Source organism: Chroococcus sp. FPU101 (assembly GCF_017312365.1).
Classification (GTDB): Bacteria; Cyanobacteriota; Cyanobacteriia; order Cyanobacteriales; family Microcystaceae; genus Chroococcus.
The window spans coordinates 13,213-32,511 of sequence record NZ_BLJI01000009.1; the positions used below are offsets into that span (position 1 = coordinate 13,213).

Below are 19,299 nucleotides of genomic sequence, written 5' to 3' on the forward strand. Positions count from 1 at the left end.
TAGAATTAATCCAATGATGTTTTTGCAAATACCCTTTGCTTCTTGATCCCAATTGTTGTAGCATAATCGACAAGTCATAAAAAATTTAATATTAACTGCCTAAGTAATAATGCTTTCAATTAATGAAAACAATTTTTCCAAGCTTGTTCTAGAATGTCCATATCCTGTACTGGTTCATTTTTGGGCCCCTTGGTGTGGACTGTGTCGGCTGATTCAACCTAATCTTTTAGCATTTCAAGCACAATGGGAAGGTCAAATACATTTAGTGGGAGTAAATGCCGATGAGAATTTTCGTTTAGCCAATAAGTATCAACTCCGCAATTTACCTACATTAATTCTCTTTGATGGCGGAAAGCCCATACAACGCATTGAAGGAATGACGAGTCGAGATGAACTACAAAAGATTTTAAACACTATAGCGATTCATTCTCTGGTTAGATCAGCTTAACGCCCTAAACTGTGAAGTTGATTGATGAGTAACGCACATTGAGCAGTAGTCTGTTCCAAATCTTCTCGTTTAGTCGAATGAGGTGGCTCGATCAAGTTTCCGATACGAACGGTTACTGGAACCGAACGAGGATAAGAAGAACCTTTGAGCAAGATTTTCTCAGTTCCCCATAGACTGACGGGTAATAGGGGAACATTTGCCTTAGCTGCGATTAATGCTGCCCCTAATTTCGGTTCAATAATTCGTGCATCTGGTGTACGGGTACCATCTAAAAAAATTCCTGCCGCCCAACCCTGTTCTAAGACCTTTAAAGCGGCTCGAATGGCATTATGATCGCTGATCCCTCGTTTAACTGGATAAGCCCCATAAAGGCGCATTCCTTGGTTAAGAAGAGGAATTTTAAATAATTCTTCTTTAGCCATATAAGCGACGGGACGACAGACTGCACAAGACAACAGCAAAGGATCAAAATAACTAGCATGGTTACTGACTAGAACAAAAGGCCCTTTTTGGGGAACATTTTCCACCCCATCGACTTTCCCTCGAAAATAAATATTGATGACTGGACTGACGATCGACCATTTGAATAGATAATACAGAACGAGACTCGATAAAGGTTCACGTTTTCTAATTAAGGACGTTTGGGCCATCATTAAGATTGATTTCCTCAAATATGTATATCAATACACAATATTAATATCTTGTCGAAACCCATACATAGATGATTTTATGTTTTATGAGCGAACTATCCGTTTAGCCGATACCGATGCAGCAGGTGTTATTTATTTTGCCTCGCTTCTGTCAATTTGTCATGAAGCTTATGAAGCCTCGCTAGAAGAAACAGGGATCAGTTTACAATTATTTTTGAAAGATACGTCAGTGGCTATTCCTATCGTTCATGCTGAGATTGATTTTTTCCGTCCCCTCTACTGTAACGACAAGATTAAAATTACCCTTAAACCCCAATGGCTGAACGAACATGAATTCGAGATTGAATATTTGATTGCAGGCATCTTACAACCCGAAAAATCAATAGCTAAGGCTAAAACACGCCATGTCTGTATTGACCCCCAGAAAAGATGTAAGATTACTTTACCTGATTCTTTCAGGGCTTGGTTTGGTGCAAAGAATTACTAAAAAATAGAGAAACTGTAGGAATGTTTACAAAAATTTCCATTTCTTAGATGGTAGAAAGTGTCAGGCTAGATTTATAAATAAATAGACGAAGACTAGCAATTTAATGAGGAGTTAAGAACTTGAAAAAAGTAGAAGCGATTATTCGACCCTTTAAACTAGACGAGGTGAAAATTGCTCTCGTTAATGCGGGAATTGTTGGTATGACCGTTTCCGAGGTACGTGGTTTTGGTCGTCAAAAAGGTCAAACTGAACGTTACCGAGGTTCTGAATATACGGTTGAATTTCTCCAAAAACTGAAAGTAGAGATCGTAGTAGAAGACAATCAAGTTGATATGGTTGTCGATAAACTAATCTCGGCGGCCCGCACTGGTGAAATTGGCGATGGTAAGATCTTTATCTCTCCTGTCGAACAGATTATACGAATTCGGACTGGAGAAAAAGACTTAGAAGCCATTTAAAAAAACAAGGGTGGGAATATTAATCCCCCACCCTTTAATTATAAAATCAATGCCCATTGAATTCGGCTTTAGAGATGCGTTCAGAGATCGGAATATAGGGCATATCGTGAAAGCCTGTATAAACCTGTGTCGGGCGAAAAATACGGTTAACTGATAATTGTTCTTTCCAGTGGGCTAACCATCCCGCGACACGTGCGATCGCAAAAATCGGTGTAAACAAATCATCTGGAATTCCCAATTTTCTATACACTAAACCTGAGTAAAAGTCAACATTTGGATAAATTCCTTTACCTCCTAATTTTTCTTCGACGACTTTTTCGACCTCCAAAGCAATATCGTAATATTTGTCTGACCCTAACTCAGAAAATAACTGTTCAGCCATACTCTGTAGGATGATAGCGCGAGGATCTTTAACCTTGTAGACTCGATGTCCAAAGCCCATAATTTTCTTTTTCTGTTCAATGAGAGATTCAATATAAGGGCGGACATTCGCAACCGACCCAATTTCCTCTAACATAATTAGTACTTCTTCATTCGCACCACCATGCAGAGGCCCCGCCAACGTTCCGACAGCAGAAGCGACTACCGCATAAGGATCAGTGAGAGTCGAAGCCGTCACTAAAGCGGAAAAAGTCGAGGCATTGATCGTATGTTCTGCATGAAGCGTTAAACAAACGTCAAAGACTTTAGCCGCATAGGGAGTAGGAATTTTTTCGGTCAGCATATAAAGAAAATTCGTTGCATAGTCTAGCTCGTCTTTGGGCATGACTGCATAATTTCCCTTGCGTACCATCTGAAAAGCGGCGACCATCGTTGGAATTTTGGCTAATAGTCGGACAACAGCTTGACGAATATAAGCAGGATCATCGAGGGCGCGACGGGCATAAAATAAACCTAATGCTGCTGCTGAAGTTTGCAAGGCATCCATCGGGTGACCATCATTGGGAAAAAGTTTGAGCATATCCCCAATTTGGTATTTCATCCGTCGATGGTAGCGAATTTCTGTTTCAAAAGATTCTAATTCGTCTTGGGTGGGAAGTTCTCCCCAAATCAGTAGATAGGCGACTTCAATAAAGCTACTATGAGTAGCTAATTCTTGAATAGGAATGCCACGATATTCGAGAATACCTTCTAGTCCATTGACATAGCTAATGCTTGATTGTGCCGCAGGAATTCCCTCTAAGCCGGGCTTATATTCGCAGACTGTCATAGTTTGTTTACCTGTAACGTTAAACTTAATCTAAAATTTTTTGATCTTAACACCCTCTCAACGCCTCTCATTCTACAAAAGAAGCTTTGATCTGCTCAAGCTTTTCTAAAATAACCATTTAGGTGAGGAGAGCAAAAATAAATTACTTTTACCAATGGGGTCACTTCCTACAGGTAATTCTAATCCAATTACACCCGATTTTTTGAGAACAAGTTTATCTTGTGGTTGTCCCCAAATCAATGTTTCTGCCCAATGTCCTAAGTTAGGCTCGTGTCCAACGAGGGCAAGACTTGACTCTTCTAACTTGTAGCGAGATTCTAGCCACCAGTTAACCCATTCTTGAATATGACCATTGGGGGCTAGGGCGGAAAATTCTTCTAATTCGTCACTTAAACCGTGTTTTTGTAAGATTTCTGCTGTCTGTTTGGCTCTCACTAAAGGACTGGTTAGGAGCAAATCAAAGTGAATGCCGATTTCTAAAAAACGTTGAGCAACTTTTTCGGTTTTCTGACGACCTTTGTCAATTAATGGACGTTCTTCATCATTTTTGTATTCTGTCTTTTCTGCGGCAATACCATGACGAATAATGTACAGTTGCATAGGTTTAATGGTGACAACAATTACGTCTAATTTTTATTCTAAATTTATTTTAGATAACTTAGATCAAGAAAAAATTCTTCCTGAGAAGTAATTGTTTTAGTGTTTTCTCAGATATTTACAAAAATTAACTTTTGCAATTAAGCTAAAACCGTTAAGCCCTGCAAATAATCGGTTAATTGTTGCTCATGATCGTGACTCAAATTTCCTAATGGTAAATCACTAGGTGAAAAGGCTTTGACTTCTGTAACTTCTAAAACATCTTGAATATTAAAAGTTCCATCAACATCGGCTTCAATTAAAATCGAAATTGAATGAATTCTCGGATCTCGATGAGGAGAGGAATAAACCCCCACCAAACGACGAATTTTTAATAATTTCAATCCTGTTTCTTCTTTAAGTTCCCGATGGGCGGCAGTTGAAATATCTTCACCCCAATCAATAATCCCACCAGGTAAGCCCCATTGTCCCGTATCTTGGCGACGGACTAAAACAATTTGACCATTAGGTAAGATCGGAATAATGGTCGTCCCCGTAATGGGATGTCGAAAAATTATTCCGAGTACCGTTTGAAAAATTTGCCAAAGACGACCCATAAACAATGTTAAAAAACTTAGATGGTTGCCTCAGAGTTTAGCAGAGTTTTGGCTTTGGTGATGGCCTGTTTTATCTGATCAAATCCCGTACCTCCGTAACTATTTCGTGCCGATACGACTTGTTTTGGTGCGATCGCATCATAAATATCGGCTTCAAACCCTGGGTGGAGTTCTTGCCACTCGTCTAAGGTTAAGTCTTTCAATAACTTACCCGATGCGAGACTGGTTTTAACCACTTTCCCCACCAAGTTATAAGCTTCTCGAAAAGGTACCCCTTTTGCGGCTAAATAGTCGGCGACATCTGTGGCATTAGAAAAGTCTTCGGCGACAGCTTGGGCAAGGCGTTCGGTACGAAAAACTAATCCTTCACTTAACAAAATTGTGGCGGCTTCTAAACAAATCTTAACAGTTTGCACACTATCAAAAATGGCTTCTTTGTCTTCTTGCAAATCCTTATTATAAGCTAGGGGTAAGCCTTTCATCAGTGTCAGCAAACCTTGTAAATGTCCAAAAACTCGACCCGTTTTGCCGCGAATGAGTTCGGGTACATCAGGGTTTTTCTTTTGGGGCATAATACTCGATCCAGTGGCACAGCGATCGGTCAGTGAAATAAAACTAAACTCTTGGGATGCCCACAAAATCACCTCTTCACTCAACCGACTTAGATGCACCATAATTAGACTAGCAGCACCAAGAAACTCAATGGCAAAATCACGATCGCTCACCCCATCAAGGCTATTATCATAGGGTTTATCGAAATGAAGCAAAGTCGCGCTGTAGTGACGATCTATCGGAAATGTTGTACCCGCTAAAGCTCCAGAACCGAGAGGAGAAATATTCGTCCGTTTGCGAATTTCTCCTAAGCGTTCCCAGTCGCGTTGTGCCATCTGAAAATAAGCCATCAAGTGATGAGCTAAACTAATGGGTTGAGCGCGTTGTAGGTGGGTATAACCAGGGATCAAGGTTTCTAGATGCTCATCAGCTAAAGACAACAGGACTTTTTGAAACTCTCGTAAAAGAGAACGAATTTGATCGATTTGATCTCGTAAATAAAGACGGATATCGGTTCCGACTTGATCATTACGAGAACGTGCGGTATGAAGTTTTTTCCCCACATCGCCAATTAGTTCAGTCAGTCGTCTTTCTACAGCAAAATGAACATCCTCTTGATCAATGCCTGGGTTAAATTTTCCGTCTCGATATTCAGCGCGTATTTGTTCTAAACCCGCTACGATCTGTTGACCTTCTTCGGGGGAAATAATACCCGTATGGGCTAACATTTGAGCATGAGCCACAGAACCCGTGAGATCATATTCAATCAGTGCGATATCAAAACCGATACTGGCATTGAATAATACAATTGACGGATGTAGGGTACCTTCAAAGCGATCGCTCCACGTTTTTTTCTCAGTCACAGCTTTTTGGGGGTAGTCAATAATAAGTTAGTAGGACGTAAAGCCTTTAAACATATATCCCACCACAATACCAATAATTAAAGCCCAAACTTGTCCAGTGACAACAAATTTATGAAAAGCTGTTTGCACATTACCGATAATATCGACATCTTTGTCACTAATGGTGGCTAAAAAGTTAATCATCGCAGGATGATAGAGCCAAGTTTGTGATCCCGTCATTAAACTTAAAAGATATTGTTCGGCCAAGTGAATCATAATCAAGTTACTCCTTGTGACTTATGCGATCTTCATCACAATCAAAGTCATATCGTCACTGTTATTATTCCCAACTCCGATAAATTGTTGAACTTGGTTGAACAAATAATCTAAAATTTCTTGTGGATTTTGCTCCATCTTACAGGCTTGATGTACTGCTTGTTGCCAACGTTCCTCCCCAAAGCGTTCCCCATTTTGGTTCATCGCATCCGTAAAGCCATCGGTATAGTAAACGATCGTATCATTTGATTGTAGTTGGATCTGAGCGTCTTCATAGTCTGAGTCTGGATCTAAACCGATTAACATTCCTTTGGTATCTAAAGCAAAAATTTGATGATTTGCTGTTTGCCAGATCAACGGTGGGTTATGGGCTGCATTACTATAAGACAAGATCCGCGTTTTGGGATTGTATTCAGCATAAAACAATGTCACAAAACGATGAGAATTATCTAAATCTGCATACATGACTCGATTGAGATGCTGCAAAATATGGGAAGGGGTGTGACGGTTTAAGACTTCTGCTCGTAACATTCCTCGCGTCATGGTCATGATTAAACCAGCTGGAACTCCTTTACCCATCACATCACCAATTACGATACTCCAAGGAACCGAAGTCGAAACGGTTTCCTCTGAATGATTAGAGCGTAGTTGATCATAATTGGTGGGAATGAAATCATAATAATCGCCACCGACTCGATTGGCTGTTTTACATTTTGCCGCTAAAATGACTCCTTGAATGTTGGGGCATTTTCTCGGTAAGAGACGTAATTGGATATCTGAAGCAATTTCAAGTTCTCGATCTTGACGTTCTTTGGATCGCAGTTCTAGGGTTAATTCATTATTGGCGATCGCTACAGCCGTTTGATCTGCTACCAATTGTAAGAGTTTGCGTCGGGTTGGAGTCCACACATATTGAGGAGGGCGGCTAAATACATAAAGCCTTCCTCGTTCGATATTTTTAACTAAAATTGGGGTGCAGTATGATTTCAGGGTGGGATTGAGAATTTGTCTAATTTGATAGTCTAGATAATCAGGCAAAGAAGCGTTCGCTTGAGGCGGTTGTTGAGTTAGCTCAGATGTATTAACTTGAGCGATGACACTTTCTAGTTTTTGACGAATTTCTTGACTGACTTGAGCATCTTGGAAATGAAGATGAGCCAGTGTAATTTGTTCATTGGGTTTGTATAAAATCAGTGCGCCGCCATCCGCATCAGTAACGCGGGCTGCCATTAGAGGAGTTAATTCTAAAAACTGATTTAAGTTATTAAAACTCCGTAGCGCAAACCCAAGAGAACTTAACAAGTTTTGCACCTTGGTTTGTTCCCGATATACACTCGCCACCAGTTCCTTAAGAGCTAAAACTGATGTCGTCTCTGGGGGAAATTCTCTGGGGGATGATGGCTGGTGAGGGAAGGGAAGGGCAGTCATGAATGATTAAAGGATTTATATTTAAAGAAAGTATATCGATTTTTGCGTAAAGATCTTGACAACTAGACGCTGATCTGGGCTAATGTGCTTAGTTAGACATAATAGTATAGTTGATTCGTTAGACAAATTGGCGAAATAATCACATTATTTTTTTAATGATTAAGAAGACCCAACTTGCTTTTCATCTAAGATTAGGTTGATCTACTTATTAATAATGTTGATGATGACTCGATTGACCCAGACTTTTTTTCTAGCCATCTTCTTATTGTTCGTTTACACCATGAACAGTACTGTTAAGGCTAATCCAGTTCCGAAGCTCAGTGACAGCCAAATTCAACAACAGCTAATACGTTTACCCGATTGGACGCAACAAAATCAGCAATTACAACGAACCTTTATTTTGAAAAATTTTGTTGAAGCGATTGCCTTTGTTAATCAATTAGTCGAACCGTCTGAACAACTGCAACATCATCCTGATCTTTTAATAAACTATAACAGAGTGACCGTTACTCTATCGACTCACGATGCGGGAGGAATTACACAAAAAGATTTTGATTTAGCTAATATAATTTCTCAAATTGCCGAAACTAGGACAGGCACTCAAAAATAAACACCGAATTAAATTAATAACCCATTTTCTTTGTGAGCTACCTATCCTAATTAAGAGAGTCTAGTTTTTTGGGCTAGATTCCTTTTCAGAATGAAACAGATCTTCACTAAATAAATCTTCAAGGTTGACTTGAGCGTCAAGTTCTAAAGATTCTGTTGATTCGGAATGATTTTCGTCTAACATTTTGAAGAAATCGAGGTCAGCATCAGGTTGATAAGTCTCAAATTCACTTTTAAAATGACCATTAGAGCCATTGGTGTAACCATTATGTGACATTTCTGCATCTAGATTTAATTCTTCATCTTTTGACGAATCAAATAAATCGAATATATCTAAATCAAGGCTTTGTTTGTCCTCTTTGATTTCTTCTGCTGATAGCACTAAGTCGGAATTTTCTTCATGTGTAAAATCATTGCTAACAAAAAAGTCTTCCGAAATGTTAGTCAAATCTCCCAGTTCAAACTCATTATTGTGAGCATCTATTTTGAAGGACTCTAAAAAGTCCATTTCATCAACTAGAGTTTGACTGTGAGAAAATTCGCCTTCAACCTTATATAAGTCTTCAAGTACGAGATTAGCTGGTTCGTTTTCTTCTGTCTGTGAGGTTGATTCAGTTTCTAATTGCATCGAATCTAAAAAGTCAATATCACCAATCAGAGTTTGACTAGCTAGGAATTCGGCTTGCTGACGAGCATCCATCATCTCGACTTCGTCGTCGTTGACTTCTTCTAAGTGCATTGAATCTAAAAAGTCAATATCACCAATCAGAGTTTGACTAGCTAGGAATTCGGCTTGCTGACGAGCATCCATCATCTCGGCTTCGTCGTCGTTGACTTCTTCTGAGTGCATTGAATCTAAAAAGTCAATATCACCAATCAGAGTTTGACTAGCTAGGAATTCGGCTTGCTGACGAGCATCCATCGCCACTTCTTCAGGTTCATCTGAAAGCTGACTGGTTAAATCTGCTAATTCTTCTAAACTAGAAATCTTTGCAATATTTTCTTCTTGAGCTTCAGTAAAAGACGTATCTAACAATGTATTTTTAGAGAAATCTTCATCCCAAGGTTCAGTAAACTGAGCAGGTAGCCTCATTTCGTCAGGACTTTGTGACATTCGACTGACTGATGAATCATATTCAGCCTCAGCCTGTTGTAGTTCAAGCATTTGAGATTGATAAGCTTGCTCTAGTTCCCGAATTTGATGTTGATGAGTTTTTTCTAATTCTACAATTTGATTTTGATAAGCTTGCTCGATCTCTTGGAATTGAATGTAATAGGTTTGCTGTTGTTCGGCAAGTTCAGCTTGATGGGCTGATTCAATTTCTTGAAGTTGAGTAGAATAAGTTTGTTGTAACTCCTCGATGTACGCTTGATGATGTTGCTCGATTTCTTGAATCCGTATTGGAATTTGTTCAGGTTCAGGTTCGGCAGAAGGCGTAACTGCTTTTTCTAACTCTAGGATTTGAGTTTGATAAGCCTTAATTTCATCTTGATAATCGAGTAATTGAGCTTTGGCTTGTTCTAATTCGGCTTCTAGTTTAGGAGAAACATTAAGCGGGCGTTGGATGTCCTCTAACTGTTCTTGGTAAGAACGTTCGATTTGCTCTAGATGGCTCCGATAGCTGACTTCTAAATTTTGCAATTCTGATTTAGCTTGGGCTTCATCTGATTTAGCTCGGGCTTCAGATTGACTTAAAGCTAATAGTTGCGCTTTTTTCTCTTTTAATTCGGCTTCTGCGTTCTCAAGATCTTGACGCGTCTGTGAATATTTTTGATCATATCGTTGAGCGACTTCTGAGATTCTCCCTTTTTGTAGGAAGTATGATACGCCTCCGCCCACACCACCGCCTATCAGCAAGGGTAATAAAATTTCTCCTATATTCATTTTGAATGACTCCAATTAGAAATTTACCTTTAATATGCCCAATATAGTCCCAGCAATTATCAAAAATGTTAAGAAGCTATGATTTTGGCTGAAAACCTACGTGCAACCGTGATCGAAGTGTTAAGATGCCTGAGACCAAGTTCTGTCAATCAGAGTTTCAAGAACACTTAGCTTTCTTTTAGTGTATCGCTGTAGGCATTTTTCCCATTAATTTTGATCTCTAGCAAAAAACATTCTTAAAAAAATGTGAATTTGTCCTCTATTGCTAAGACCAACGAAGACGGAGAATCACCCACAGGAATCGCGTGGCAATTAGTGGCATGAGTATGTCAAAATTGATCAAGGAATATTTTTGGCTGGAGTATGATTAAATTACGCTTAAAACGTTTTGGTAAAAAAAGAGAAGTGAGCTACCGAATTGTAGCAATGAGAGGGACTAGCCGTCGCGACGGTCGTCCTTTAGAAGAACTAGGCTTTTATAATCCTAGAACCGATGAAACTCGTTTAGATGTTCCTGCGATCGTAAAACGTTTACAAGAAGGCGCACAGCCTACAGAAACCGTTCGTAGCATACTACAAAAAGCTAAAGTATTTGAACAAGTCAATGTCTAATGTGACCACATTACCAGCTTATGCCACTGCTGCTAGTCCCGATTATTCTGGACTAGTTAGATTTCTCGTAGAACCGTTTTTAGAATCTCCAAGATCTATCAGTGTAGATTGTGAACAAATCAAACACAATCGACGAGTCTGGGTTCGTGTGGCGATTGAAGGTGGCGATAAAGGAAAAGTCTATGGGAGAGGTGGACGAAATCTGCAAGCAATTCGGACTGTTTTAGAAACAGCAGCAACCGCAGCCGGTCAATCTCTGCACATCGAAATTTACGAAAGCAGCGATGAAGACCAATTTCGACCTGAACCCCCTAGACGTAAACCTAGTATCAACAATGAACGACGACCACCGATTAATTCAATGAATCGTAAACAGCGTTCTCGTCGTCCTGAACCTCCAAGATTCTAATTGTCCAGAGACGTTGCGATTGCGCGTCTCTCATTTTTTAGGTAAAAATTCGCTTCAATCACCTAAATTTACAGAATTACATCGATTCGTGTCTTTCAAAATGGATTACTATAACTTTGAGAGTCACTATAATCTTACTTTACAGGGATTTTAATTATGATTCGTGCTTACGCTGCCTCTGAACCAGGGGGCGAGTTAACTCCTTTTGAATATGATCCAGGGCCACTAGGGGATGAAGATGTAGAAATTCAAGTCGAGTACTGTGGCATTTGTCATAGCGATCTGAGTATGCTCGATAATGAATGGGGTATAACTCAATACCCTTTTGTCCCTGGTCATGAAGTCGTCGGAACAATTACAGCAACGGGAACTAGAGTTAAAGATCGACAAATCGGACAGCGCGTCGGTTTAGGTTGGTTTTCCAGTTCTTGTATGGGGTGTGAGTGGTGTATGTCAGGAAACCACAACCTTTGTTTGACCGCAGAAGGTACAATTGTTGGTCGCCATGGGGGTTTTGCGGATCGAGTTCGCGCCCATCACAGTTGGACAACTCCTTTAAATGATGGCATTGATCCAGCCAAAGCTGGCCCTCTATTCTGTGGCGGAATTACGGTTTTTAATCCGATTGTACAGTTTGATATTAAACCAACCGATCATGTGGGTGTTATTGGAATTGGTGGTTTAGGTCACATGGCGTTACGGTTCTTAAAAGCTTGGGGATGTGAGGTAACTGCTTTTTCGGGTAGTCCAGATAAAGAAGTCGAAGCTAAGGAATTAGGCGCAACTCATTTTGTAAATTCCCGTGATCCAGAAGCCCTCAAAGCGATCGCTAGTTCTTTAGATATGATTCTTTCTACGGTTAGCGCGGATCTTTCTTGGGCTGACTATTTAGCTACCCTACGTCCTAAAGGTCGTTTACACGTTGTTGGTGTTGCCCCCAATCCTCTTTCATTTCAGGTTTTTCCGATGATTTTAGGTCAAAAATCGATTTCGGGTAGTCCCCTGGGCAGTCCTACAACCGTTGGTAAAATGTTAGACTTTGCGGCTAGACATGGTGTAGAACCGATTACAGAAATGTTTCCTATTTCTCAGGTAAATGAAGCTCTCAATAAACTCCGCCATGGTAGCCCTCGATATCGCCTTGTTTTAAAAGTTTCCTAATGACTAGCGACTTTTGGCCACTTCTTTTGCTCTTGTGGCCGAAGGTGCGCTTAAACTGCGAGAATAGAAAGCCCACGCTGTCCCCAAAAAACCGAGATAAGCAGCAATCTGTACTAAATATAAGCGATCGGTATATCCAAATAAACTACTTAAAAGAAACCCTGGAAATCGATCAACTGGTAATACTTTTTCTAAATTCCAAACCATCGGGCCTAATACACAAGAATGCACTTTTGTAAAGCGTCCATAGAAAAAACAAAGGCTTTCTGAGTTTCGATCAATCTGCGATAGTGTTGACATTGCCGAATCAAATAAACCTAAAGCAGTTACGACTAAGCCCGCAACAATAAACAGTAGGATAATGCCCATAATCTGGAAAAAACGGCGTAAATTAATCCGAATTCCCCATTTAAAGAGAGCCACACCTACGCCTGATGCTGTCAGTAAACCACCAATTGCACCTAAAGCAGCAGGGATACTTTCGCTTAATTTTGCTGTGATAAAAAGAACCGTTTCAAATCCTTCTCTAAGGACGGCAATAAAAATCAGACTGAAAATACCCCATTTAGAACTATTTTCCGATTTTAAGGATTGATTGACGGCTCCTTCAATTTGCCCTTTGAGGTGCCGACTCTGTTTTGTCATCCAAATCAGCATCCAACTGAGTAAAATAATCGCCAAGACGCTGAAACTTGCTTCTAACAAAGGTTCAACGACGGGGGCATAGGTTTTGTTAGCCGATTGCAAGGCATACATCAACTGACTCAAAAGTACGCCAAGCATCGCACTCGCCGTGATCGCAGTTCCTACTGCTGTCCAAACCCAGATATTAAGCTGACTACGATCTGATTTTTTGAGATAAGCAAGGACAATACCAACAACGAGAGCCGCTTCTACACCTTCTCGAAGGGTAATAACAAAAGTGGGTAATGCAGAACTCCAATTCATGTTTTTTAGTCGTCAAATTAGGAAAAATACGGGTAAATAAGGATTCTAAGACGGAGGGATAACCACACTTTGGCTATTTTGCTCAATTTTTTTAACTAATTGAGTGACTTCATCAGGTGTTTTGACAGGGGCGGCAGGTGCAACCACTTCTGGCCATGCTTTAGCTAATTCTGCCATTGTTGTCATCATGGTTTGATGCGCTTCGGGGTGTTCTTTTTCCATTTGAGGGGCGATCGTTTTATATAGGTCTTGTGCGTAAATGACGAAGCCTCGTGAATCTTGATATTCAATGATTTGAGAAATTTTACCATCGGCTATAGCCGCAGTATATTCAGCGTTGGCGGTTTCTAAAAGACCGTTAATCACTTGTAAAACAAAACTTGGTGACTGACGTTGTGTTTCGGGTAAAGCAGCGATCGCAGTTTGAATACTGGATATTGAGCCTTTAAACTCGGTTCCGACTTTTGTTGTGTCTTTTGCTCCCGCTTTGACTAAATCTTGTAATGCGATTAAGCTTCCTTTAAATTCTGGTACATTGCGTTCGTTAAGTTGATCTTCGACATCTGCATAAATTTCTTCTACGGGATGTCCGATATGAGGTTCAGCTTGATCGGGTTTTTTCAAATCTAAAAGTTCTTTAGCCACTATCATATGACCTTTCATTAAACCGAGTTTGGTCATATAATCTACGTCTTTAGCTTCTCCTGTCAGAACAATATCTTGAATTGTGACCATCTCTTTGATTTGATCGTATTGTTCTTGTGTGATCACATTTTTAGAAACCAGTTCCTCAGTATTTCCATAGGGGCGACTGGCTTGTATTTTATTGGATAATGCAGGAACACCTAATTTTGCTTCTAACTTATCTAACTCAGATAAAATCGCGCTATTAATATTAATTTTTTTGCCCCCGTGCATCGAATGATCCATCTCAGTCGGAGAACTAGTAGTCGTCGGAGCCGATGAGGTGGTTGAGTTATTCGATGTATTGTTACTACAGCCCGTGAAAGCCATCAAACTGGTAACAAGAGTTATTGCAGATATGGAGCGTAAATACTTTTGAGAAATCATCATCATAACAGTTAGAGTCATAAAAATTTTCAATAGGAAGAATAGTATATCCTAAAATACACTTTAATTTTTTGAGAAGCTTTATCAATTAAACAAAATTTTATCTTTTTTGCCTTAAGTTGTTTACTCTCGAACGTCAAAATAACCCATACAACCTTCTTCAGCAATTAGATCTTGATGGGGGTGGAACATAAACTTACCAGTGTAGGGATAGCTCAATTCTAAGATATGCCGTTCAGCAGTTCCCATGGTAATCACATCCGTTTCTTCAGTGGGGGTTAAGGTACGTCCTGTACGATACACTTGGAACATATTGGCATGAACATGAAATGTTGCTACAGGGTCAAATTCAATCATATTCAAGACATACAACCGAATCAGTTGATCTTTCCAAACGGGGATCGGATGGTGCATATAATAATCGGGTAACCCATTAAACGCATAGAGTTCATTTTTTTGATCATCATCAATGTCATAACCTGCCATGATTAAAACCATCTCATCGGCTGGGGGTCTGGGTTCTGGCGGATCGATAATAAACATTCCATAAAGACCTTTGCTGATATGGCGCGTTACAGGTGCAATATGACAGTGATACAAATGAACGCCATAGGGCTTGGCATCAAATTCGTAGATAAAAACTGAACCATTTCTGACGGGGCGCACTCCATCCATATTCGCCTCATGGATGCCGTGAAAGTGCAGAGAGTGGGAGTGTCCACCCGCTTTATTATAGAAAATGACCCGAATGCGATCGCCTTCTGTTGCCCTAAAAGTTGGGCCAGGTACTTGTCCATTGAGGTTCCAAGTAATAAACGTCACAGCTTCATTCAGTTTGACAGGGGTTGTACGGGCTTCTACCCTAAATTCTCGAATTTTACGACCATTTTCTTCAATAATCTTGCCATAATCGAAATGACGAGCGAAAGCTAGGGGATTAATCCCAATTGATTCGATTTTGGTCGTGTCGGATATTTCGGGAATCGGTACTATTTTACGTTGAGTCGGTTGTAAAGCCTTAAGTCCAACGGCTGTGCCGACTGCACCTACTCCTGTAACAAGTCCCCATTTGAGAAACTGGCGACGATTTCCTTTAATTAACTTGGTGAGATCTTGAGAATTAAACATCAGCAGAGAAGATTAATCACCAGTTGCGTTTTAGGTCAACTAGCAATAATTAAAATCAATAAACTTGTGAAAATTACAAATCATTTTTATCGTAACGTTTTTTTTAATAACTACTAATATTTCTCAACAATATCTTTAACTCTTAAAGCTCAAAAATTAACACATGGTTAAGCACAGTCTAATATTGTATGTATAATATGTGATTTGGCAAAAATTTACTTTTTTTGTTAATTAACCTGAATTTATGTTAATTGCGGGGGAAAGAAACAGATAAAGCTTTAATTGGGTAACTTTTTCTTTAGCAGCCATGACATCTCCTCCATAAGCTCGATATCAACTCTAGCAATGGAGCGAGGTTGTACATCAAAGTGGCAAATTGTGCCAAAGACTTGACCATATTGATCGACAAGCGGCACTCCACAGTAAGATTGTACCTCTTGTTGAGCGGGATGATTATGTACTCGTTCGTCGTTTAAAGAATTCTCCATCGTAAACTTTTGCCCAGAATTACGGACAAAAACGCAATAGGAAGTCATCGCGGGAACGTCGGGGGATGACTCTACCGTTGGATTTTCACGATCGTAAAAATAAATATTTTTTAACGCTTCATCATCAAACCGATAAAGACCACTGAATCGATGCTCGGTTAGACTATTAAGAAAAATTAATGCGGCTCGAATTCCTTTGCTAAACAGAATATTTTTTAGTAAAGGCAATGTTTCTTTATTTGACAGACGATTCATGAATAAAATACGAGGAACAATTAAACGCTCTATAACTATTGTAATCTTGATACAAGATAAAGTTTTTGTTAGCTTTAAGAATCAAAGTAAAATTTTAAAATACTATTAAGCTAGAAAGCAATAACTCTAGATGTTGGCAACTGGAATAATTATTCCTTCATAGTAAAATGAGTCGGTCGATAAACTTCTAGCAAGCCAAATGGATTCGGAAACCGTAATAATTGAGCCATCTGCACGATAAATTTGAGACTCTAAATTTGTAATTTTTTCTTGAGTTTTTAAAAGCTTTAAAATTTCATCCCAACGATTTGATTGAATATATAGATTATTTTCTGGACTGACTAAATGAGTGATCATTTGTTCAGGTGAATCATAGCCATACAGTTTAGCTAAATAATCATTAACACTTTGATATATTCCTTGTGATGATAATTCAAAAATACCGAGATCAGAATATTGAAAAAAACGATGGTACTTTTCTTGTGTATAAATCGCTTTTTGAGATTGTTCTTCTAGCTGTTGTTGCAAAAAACGAATTGTGAGTTGAGTTTCAACACGAGCAATTACTTCTTCAAATTGAAATGGCTTAGTAATATAATCAATTCCACCCACCGCAAAAGCTTTAACTTTATCTAAAACTTCATCTAAAGCACTAATAAAAATTACTGGAATATGGCTAGTCAAAGAATTAGCTTTTAGTTGTTGACACACTTCATAGCCATTGATTTGAGGCATATTAATATCTAGTAAAATCAAATCAGGTGGTGCAGATTGAGCCGCCGTTAAAGCCATTTGACCATTGAGGACTTTACGGACTTGATAACCTTGATCTGTTAGCATATTCGCAATTAGACGCAGACTATCAATCGTATCATCAACAACCAGAATTTTGAAACTTGGTTTATCAATTTTTTGAGCTAAAAACATTTAATTTAAACAATAAATTCATTAATTTATGTATATATCTTGAACATTTAATATTTTATTTTAATGTGTTTTGTGCTTTTTCCATGATCTGCTCAAACTGAAGATTTTCAACCAATGAAGTTAGAGTTTGAGATAAAAAAGCTTCAGATGACGGAATTTGTTGAATTAGCGTCAAAATTTGAGATTCATCGGCTTCACTTGCTGCTTGATAAAGTTGTTGTCGCCATGAGATAGGCATCACATTAAGATCTTGTATCATTGTATCATCGTTGAAAATAGAGTCAGTAAGCATTGTTGAATCTTGAGCAAAAACATATTGAATTCCAAGATGTTTAGCCATTTTTTCAAATATTTCTGCTGTTTGAAAAGGTTTACTAACAAAATCGTCACATCCTGCTGATAAAACGAGCGATCGCTTTTCTTCAAATGCACTCGCCGTTAATGCAATAATTACTGTAGCCTGTCCCATTGTGGTCTTCTTGATGCGTTGTGTTGCTTCATATCCATCCATCACAGGCATTCTCATATCCATCCAAATTAAATGAGGTTGCCAATTTTGCCAAATTTCTATTCCTTGTTGTCCATTTTCTGCTTCCTGAATTTCAAAGCTCAGGGGTTCAAGAATTCGGCGTAAAAGTTGACGATTTTCCCATTTATCCTCAACAATTAAAATACGATATTGAGGTTGTTCTGAAGCCAAACCGATCACTTTTTGAAAAGTTGTTAGTGGCTGTATATTAATGTCTTCAGCAATTTTTAAAGGAATTTCAAAGCGAAATAAACTGCCTCTTGCCAATTGGCTAGTAACCGTTATTTCACCACCCATTAGATTAATAAACTGACGACTAATAGGTAAACCTAAGCCTGTTCCTTGATTAGAATGTTGCTCTGCTTCGCTTTGAATAAAGGCTTCAAAAATACTGTTTAAATCATCATGAGCGATTCCTTTTCCAGTATCTTCAACTTCAAAAACCAGAGTTTTTTCTTGAGAGGTTTTAACTCTTAAAATAACTTGTCCATTTTCAGTGAATTTAATTGCATTTCCCAATAAATTGATTAAAACTTGTCGTAGCTTACTTTCATCCGTATAGATATATTGTGGTAAATCTGAGGCAATTTCAAACCGAAGTTGTAAACCTTTAGATGTAGCTTTAAGATATAACATTTCTTCAAGGGTTTTCAACAGATACAAAAAATCAAAGCTACTTTCTTGAAGTGTGATTTTTCCTGCTTCGATTTTTGCCATTGATAGAACATCATTAATTAATGCTAACAGATGTTCACCACTTCTACCAATAATTTCTAAGGTTTGCTCATGACTTTGTAATAAAAGTAAAGGATTACGAATTAAATCGCGATTCATCACTTGAGTAAAGCCAAGAATTGCATTAAGAGGCGTTCTCAATTCATGACTCATATTCGCTAGAAATTCGCTTTTTGCTCGGTTTGCTTTCTCAGCCGTTTCTTTCGCTTGTTGCATCGCTTCTTCGGCTTGTTTTCGTTGGGTAATATCTCGAACCACAGCCATCACTGAATCAAGAGAAATTGGCGAAATACTACAATCAAACCAGGTTAATTTTTGACTTAGCGATAAACTATATTCAAAATGTGTTGTTTGTCGAGTGTTTAAAGCGGTTTGAATATAACTTAAAAAAAGATCCGCTTGTTCAATGGAAAAAACTTCATGTAGGGTTTTTCCTAAAATTAATTCAGTAGATTGAATTAAGGTTTGATTATTCGTTGGTGCAATTTTTAAATACTTTCCTTGAGCATCCAAAACAAAAATCAGTTCCGTCATCGCTGCGAATAAAGCGCGTAACTCAGCCTCAGACTTAGCTTGAGCCGATTCAGCCGTAATGCGATCGGCTATTTCTTGTTGTAAAGCTTGTGCTTGTTCTTCGAGTTCGTGACTATAGTTTTCTAGCTGTTCACGTGACAAGGTTAACTGACGCGATAACCAATAAACTCCCATCATCAGAGTTGCAACAGACACTAAACCGACTAAAACAATCGTTGTAGCAAGACGACGTGCAGGTGCAAACGCTTCATCTTGTTCCATTTCCACCAACAACGCTAAATCTTGATATTTCAGCCAACGATAGACACCCAAAACTGGAATATCTGAATAGTTGCGATATAAACCTGAACCATTGATCCCCTGTATAGCGGCATCAATACCAACACTATTGACACCATTGGGAAACGCATTCATATTATTTAATTTATCCATCGAAATTAAAGTGTTTTTGGTAACAATTGAAC

21 protein-coding genes and 1 pseudogene are annotated in these 19,299 nt (G+C 38.9%); 7 read left to right on the forward strand and 15 right to left on the reverse strand.

Annotated features, from left to right (window positions below; translation table 11 throughout):
* Positions 1–106: 106 nt before the first annotated feature.
* Entirely contained in the window at positions 107–448 is a 342-nt protein-coding gene (locus CFPU101_RS10310; protein ID WP_206815395.1) for a co-chaperone YbbN, read from the forward strand.
* Here CFPU101_RS10310 and CFPU101_RS10315 read toward each other — a convergent pair.
* Positions 445–1,101: a lysophospholipid acyltransferase family protein gene (locus tag CFPU101_RS10315; protein WP_374191943.1), complete on the reverse strand. Its 657-nt coding sequence runs from the start codon at positions 1,099–1,101 to the stop codon at positions 445–447. The genes CFPU101_RS10310 and CFPU101_RS10315 overlap by 4 nt on opposite strands.
* Positions 1,102–1,177: 76 nt before the next feature.
* On the opposite strand from CFPU101_RS10315, the gene CFPU101_RS10320 reads away from it, so the two are divergent.
* Positions 1,178–1,585 (forward strand): thioesterase family protein, encoded by a 408-nt coding sequence (locus CFPU101_RS10320; protein WP_206815269.1) that lies wholly within the window; start codon positions 1,178–1,180, stop codon positions 1,583–1,585.
* Between the two features lie 119 nt (positions 1,586–1,704).
* Positions 1,705–2,043 carry a P-II family nitrogen regulator gene (locus CFPU101_RS10325; RefSeq protein WP_106455319.1) on the forward strand — a complete coding sequence of 113 codons (339 nt, stop codon included), beginning with the start codon at positions 1,705–1,707 and terminating at the stop codon, positions 2,041–2,043.
* A 46-nt stretch (positions 2,044–2,089) separates the two neighbouring features.
* On the opposite strand, the gene CFPU101_RS10330 is transcribed toward CFPU101_RS10325, so the two are convergent.
* From CFPU101_RS10330 to CFPU101_RS10355, 6 genes are all read right to left on the reverse strand, one after another.
* Positions 2,090–3,253: a citrate synthase gene (locus CFPU101_RS10330; protein ID WP_206815270.1), complete on the reverse strand. Its 1,164-nt coding sequence runs from the start codon at positions 3,251–3,253 to the stop codon at positions 2,090–2,092.
* A gap of 105 nt (positions 3,254–3,358) precedes the next feature.
* A complete protein-coding gene (gene sixA, locus CFPU101_RS10335) occupies positions 3,359–3,853 on the reverse strand; it encodes a phosphohistidine phosphatase SixA (protein WP_206815271.1) in 495 nt (164 codons plus the stop codon).
* Between the two features lie 137 nt (positions 3,854–3,990).
* Positions 3,991–4,446: an NUDIX hydrolase gene (locus CFPU101_RS10340; protein ID WP_206815272.1), complete on the reverse strand. Its 456-nt coding sequence runs from the start codon at positions 4,444–4,446 to the stop codon at positions 3,991–3,993.
* Positions 4,447–4,463: 17 nt separating this feature from the next.
* A complete protein-coding gene (gene argH, locus CFPU101_RS10345; RefSeq protein WP_206815273.1) occupies positions 4,464–5,861 on the reverse strand; it encodes an argininosuccinate lyase in 1,398 nt (465 codons plus the stop codon).
* 27 nt (positions 5,862–5,888) lie between these two features.
* Positions 5,889–6,116, reverse strand: coding sequence for a hypothetical protein (locus CFPU101_RS10350; RefSeq protein WP_242577861.1), 228 nt, complete (start codon positions 6,114–6,116; stop codon positions 5,889–5,891).
* Between the two features lie 21 nt (positions 6,117–6,137).
* On the reverse strand, positions 6,138–7,544 hold the full coding sequence (locus tag CFPU101_RS10355; RefSeq protein ID WP_206815274.1) for a PP2C family protein-serine/threonine phosphatase: 1,407 nt from the start codon (positions 7,542–7,544) through the stop codon (positions 6,138–6,140).
* A gap of 280 nt (positions 7,545–7,824) precedes the next feature.
* Between CFPU101_RS10355 and CFPU101_RS10360 the strand changes: the two genes are divergently transcribed.
* On the forward strand, positions 7,825–8,154 hold the full coding sequence (locus CFPU101_RS10360) for a 4a-hydroxytetrahydrobiopterin dehydratase (protein ID WP_206815275.1): 330 nt from the start codon (positions 7,825–7,827) through the stop codon (positions 8,152–8,154).
* A gap of 60 nt (positions 8,155–8,214) precedes the next feature.
* Here CFPU101_RS10360 and CFPU101_RS10365 read toward each other — a convergent pair whose 3' ends face one another.
* The gene (locus tag CFPU101_RS10365) at positions 8,215–10,038 is read right to left on the reverse strand and encodes a hypothetical protein (protein WP_206815276.1); all 1,824 of its coding nucleotides are present in this window, start codon (positions 10,036–10,038) and stop codon (positions 8,215–8,217) included.
* A gap of 363 nt (positions 10,039–10,401) precedes the next feature.
* On the opposite strand from CFPU101_RS10365, the gene rpsP reads away from it, so the two are divergent.
* The 3 genes from rpsP to CFPU101_RS10380 all read left to right on the forward strand — a co-directional run bounded on the left by rpsP (position 10,402) and on the right by CFPU101_RS10380 (position 12,220).
* Positions 10,402–10,650 carry a 30S ribosomal protein S16 gene (rpsP, locus tag CFPU101_RS10370; protein ID WP_206815277.1) on the forward strand — a complete coding sequence of 83 codons (249 nt, stop codon included), beginning with the start codon at positions 10,402–10,404 and terminating at the stop codon, positions 10,648–10,650.
* Positions 10,643–11,059, forward strand: a complete 417-nt coding sequence (locus CFPU101_RS10375; protein WP_206815278.1) for a KH domain-containing protein — start codon at positions 10,643–10,645, stop codon at positions 11,057–11,059. Before rpsP ends, CFPU101_RS10375 begins: the two co-directional genes overlap by 8 nt.
* A 156-nt stretch (positions 11,060–11,215) precedes the next feature.
* Entirely contained in the window at positions 11,216–12,220 is a 1,005-nt protein-coding gene (locus CFPU101_RS10380) for an NAD(P)-dependent alcohol dehydrogenase (RefSeq protein ID WP_206815279.1), read from the forward strand.
* Between the two features lie 3 nt (positions 12,221–12,223).
* Here the strand turns inward: CFPU101_RS10380 and CFPU101_RS10385 are convergent, their stop codons facing one another.
* From CFPU101_RS10385 to CFPU101_RS10410, 7 genes and pseudogenes are all read right to left on the reverse strand, one after another.
* Positions 12,224–13,168 (reverse strand): FTR1 family protein, encoded by a 945-nt coding sequence (locus tag CFPU101_RS10385; protein ID WP_206815280.1) that lies wholly within the window; start codon positions 13,166–13,168, stop codon positions 12,224–12,226.
* A gap of 45 nt (positions 13,169–13,213) precedes the next feature.
* Positions 13,214–14,260 (reverse strand): helix-hairpin-helix domain-containing protein, encoded by a 1,047-nt coding sequence (locus tag CFPU101_RS10390; RefSeq protein ID WP_206815281.1) that lies wholly within the window; start codon positions 14,258–14,260, stop codon positions 13,214–13,216.
* A 102-nt stretch (positions 14,261–14,362) separates the two neighbouring features.
* Positions 14,363–15,367 carry a multicopper oxidase domain-containing protein gene (locus CFPU101_RS10395; protein WP_206815282.1) on the reverse strand — a complete coding sequence of 335 codons (1,005 nt, stop codon included), beginning with the start codon at positions 15,365–15,367 and terminating at the stop codon, positions 14,363–14,365.
* A 278-nt stretch (positions 15,368–15,645) separates the two neighbouring features.
* Positions 15,646–16,110: a GAF domain-containing protein gene (locus tag CFPU101_RS10400; RefSeq protein ID WP_206815283.1), complete on the reverse strand. Its 465-nt coding sequence runs from the start codon at positions 16,108–16,110 to the stop codon at positions 15,646–15,648.
* 126 nt (positions 16,111–16,236) lie between these two features.
* Complete coding sequence (locus CFPU101_RS25540; protein ID WP_242577870.1) at positions 16,237–16,602, reverse strand: PAS domain S-box protein; 366 nt, start codon at positions 16,600–16,602, stop codon at positions 16,237–16,239.
* Positions 16,588–17,037, reverse strand: a pseudogene (locus CFPU101_RS25545) (response regulator); the annotation flags it as partial. The gene CFPU101_RS25540 and the pseudogene CFPU101_RS25545, both read right to left, overlap by 15 nt.
* Before the next feature lie 55 nt (positions 17,038–17,092).
* Positions 17,093–19,267 (reverse strand): PAS domain-containing sensor histidine kinase, encoded by a 2,175-nt coding sequence (locus tag CFPU101_RS10410; RefSeq protein ID WP_206815285.1) that lies wholly within the window; start codon positions 19,265–19,267, stop codon positions 17,093–17,095.
* Positions 19,268–19,299 lie beyond the last annotated feature (32 nt).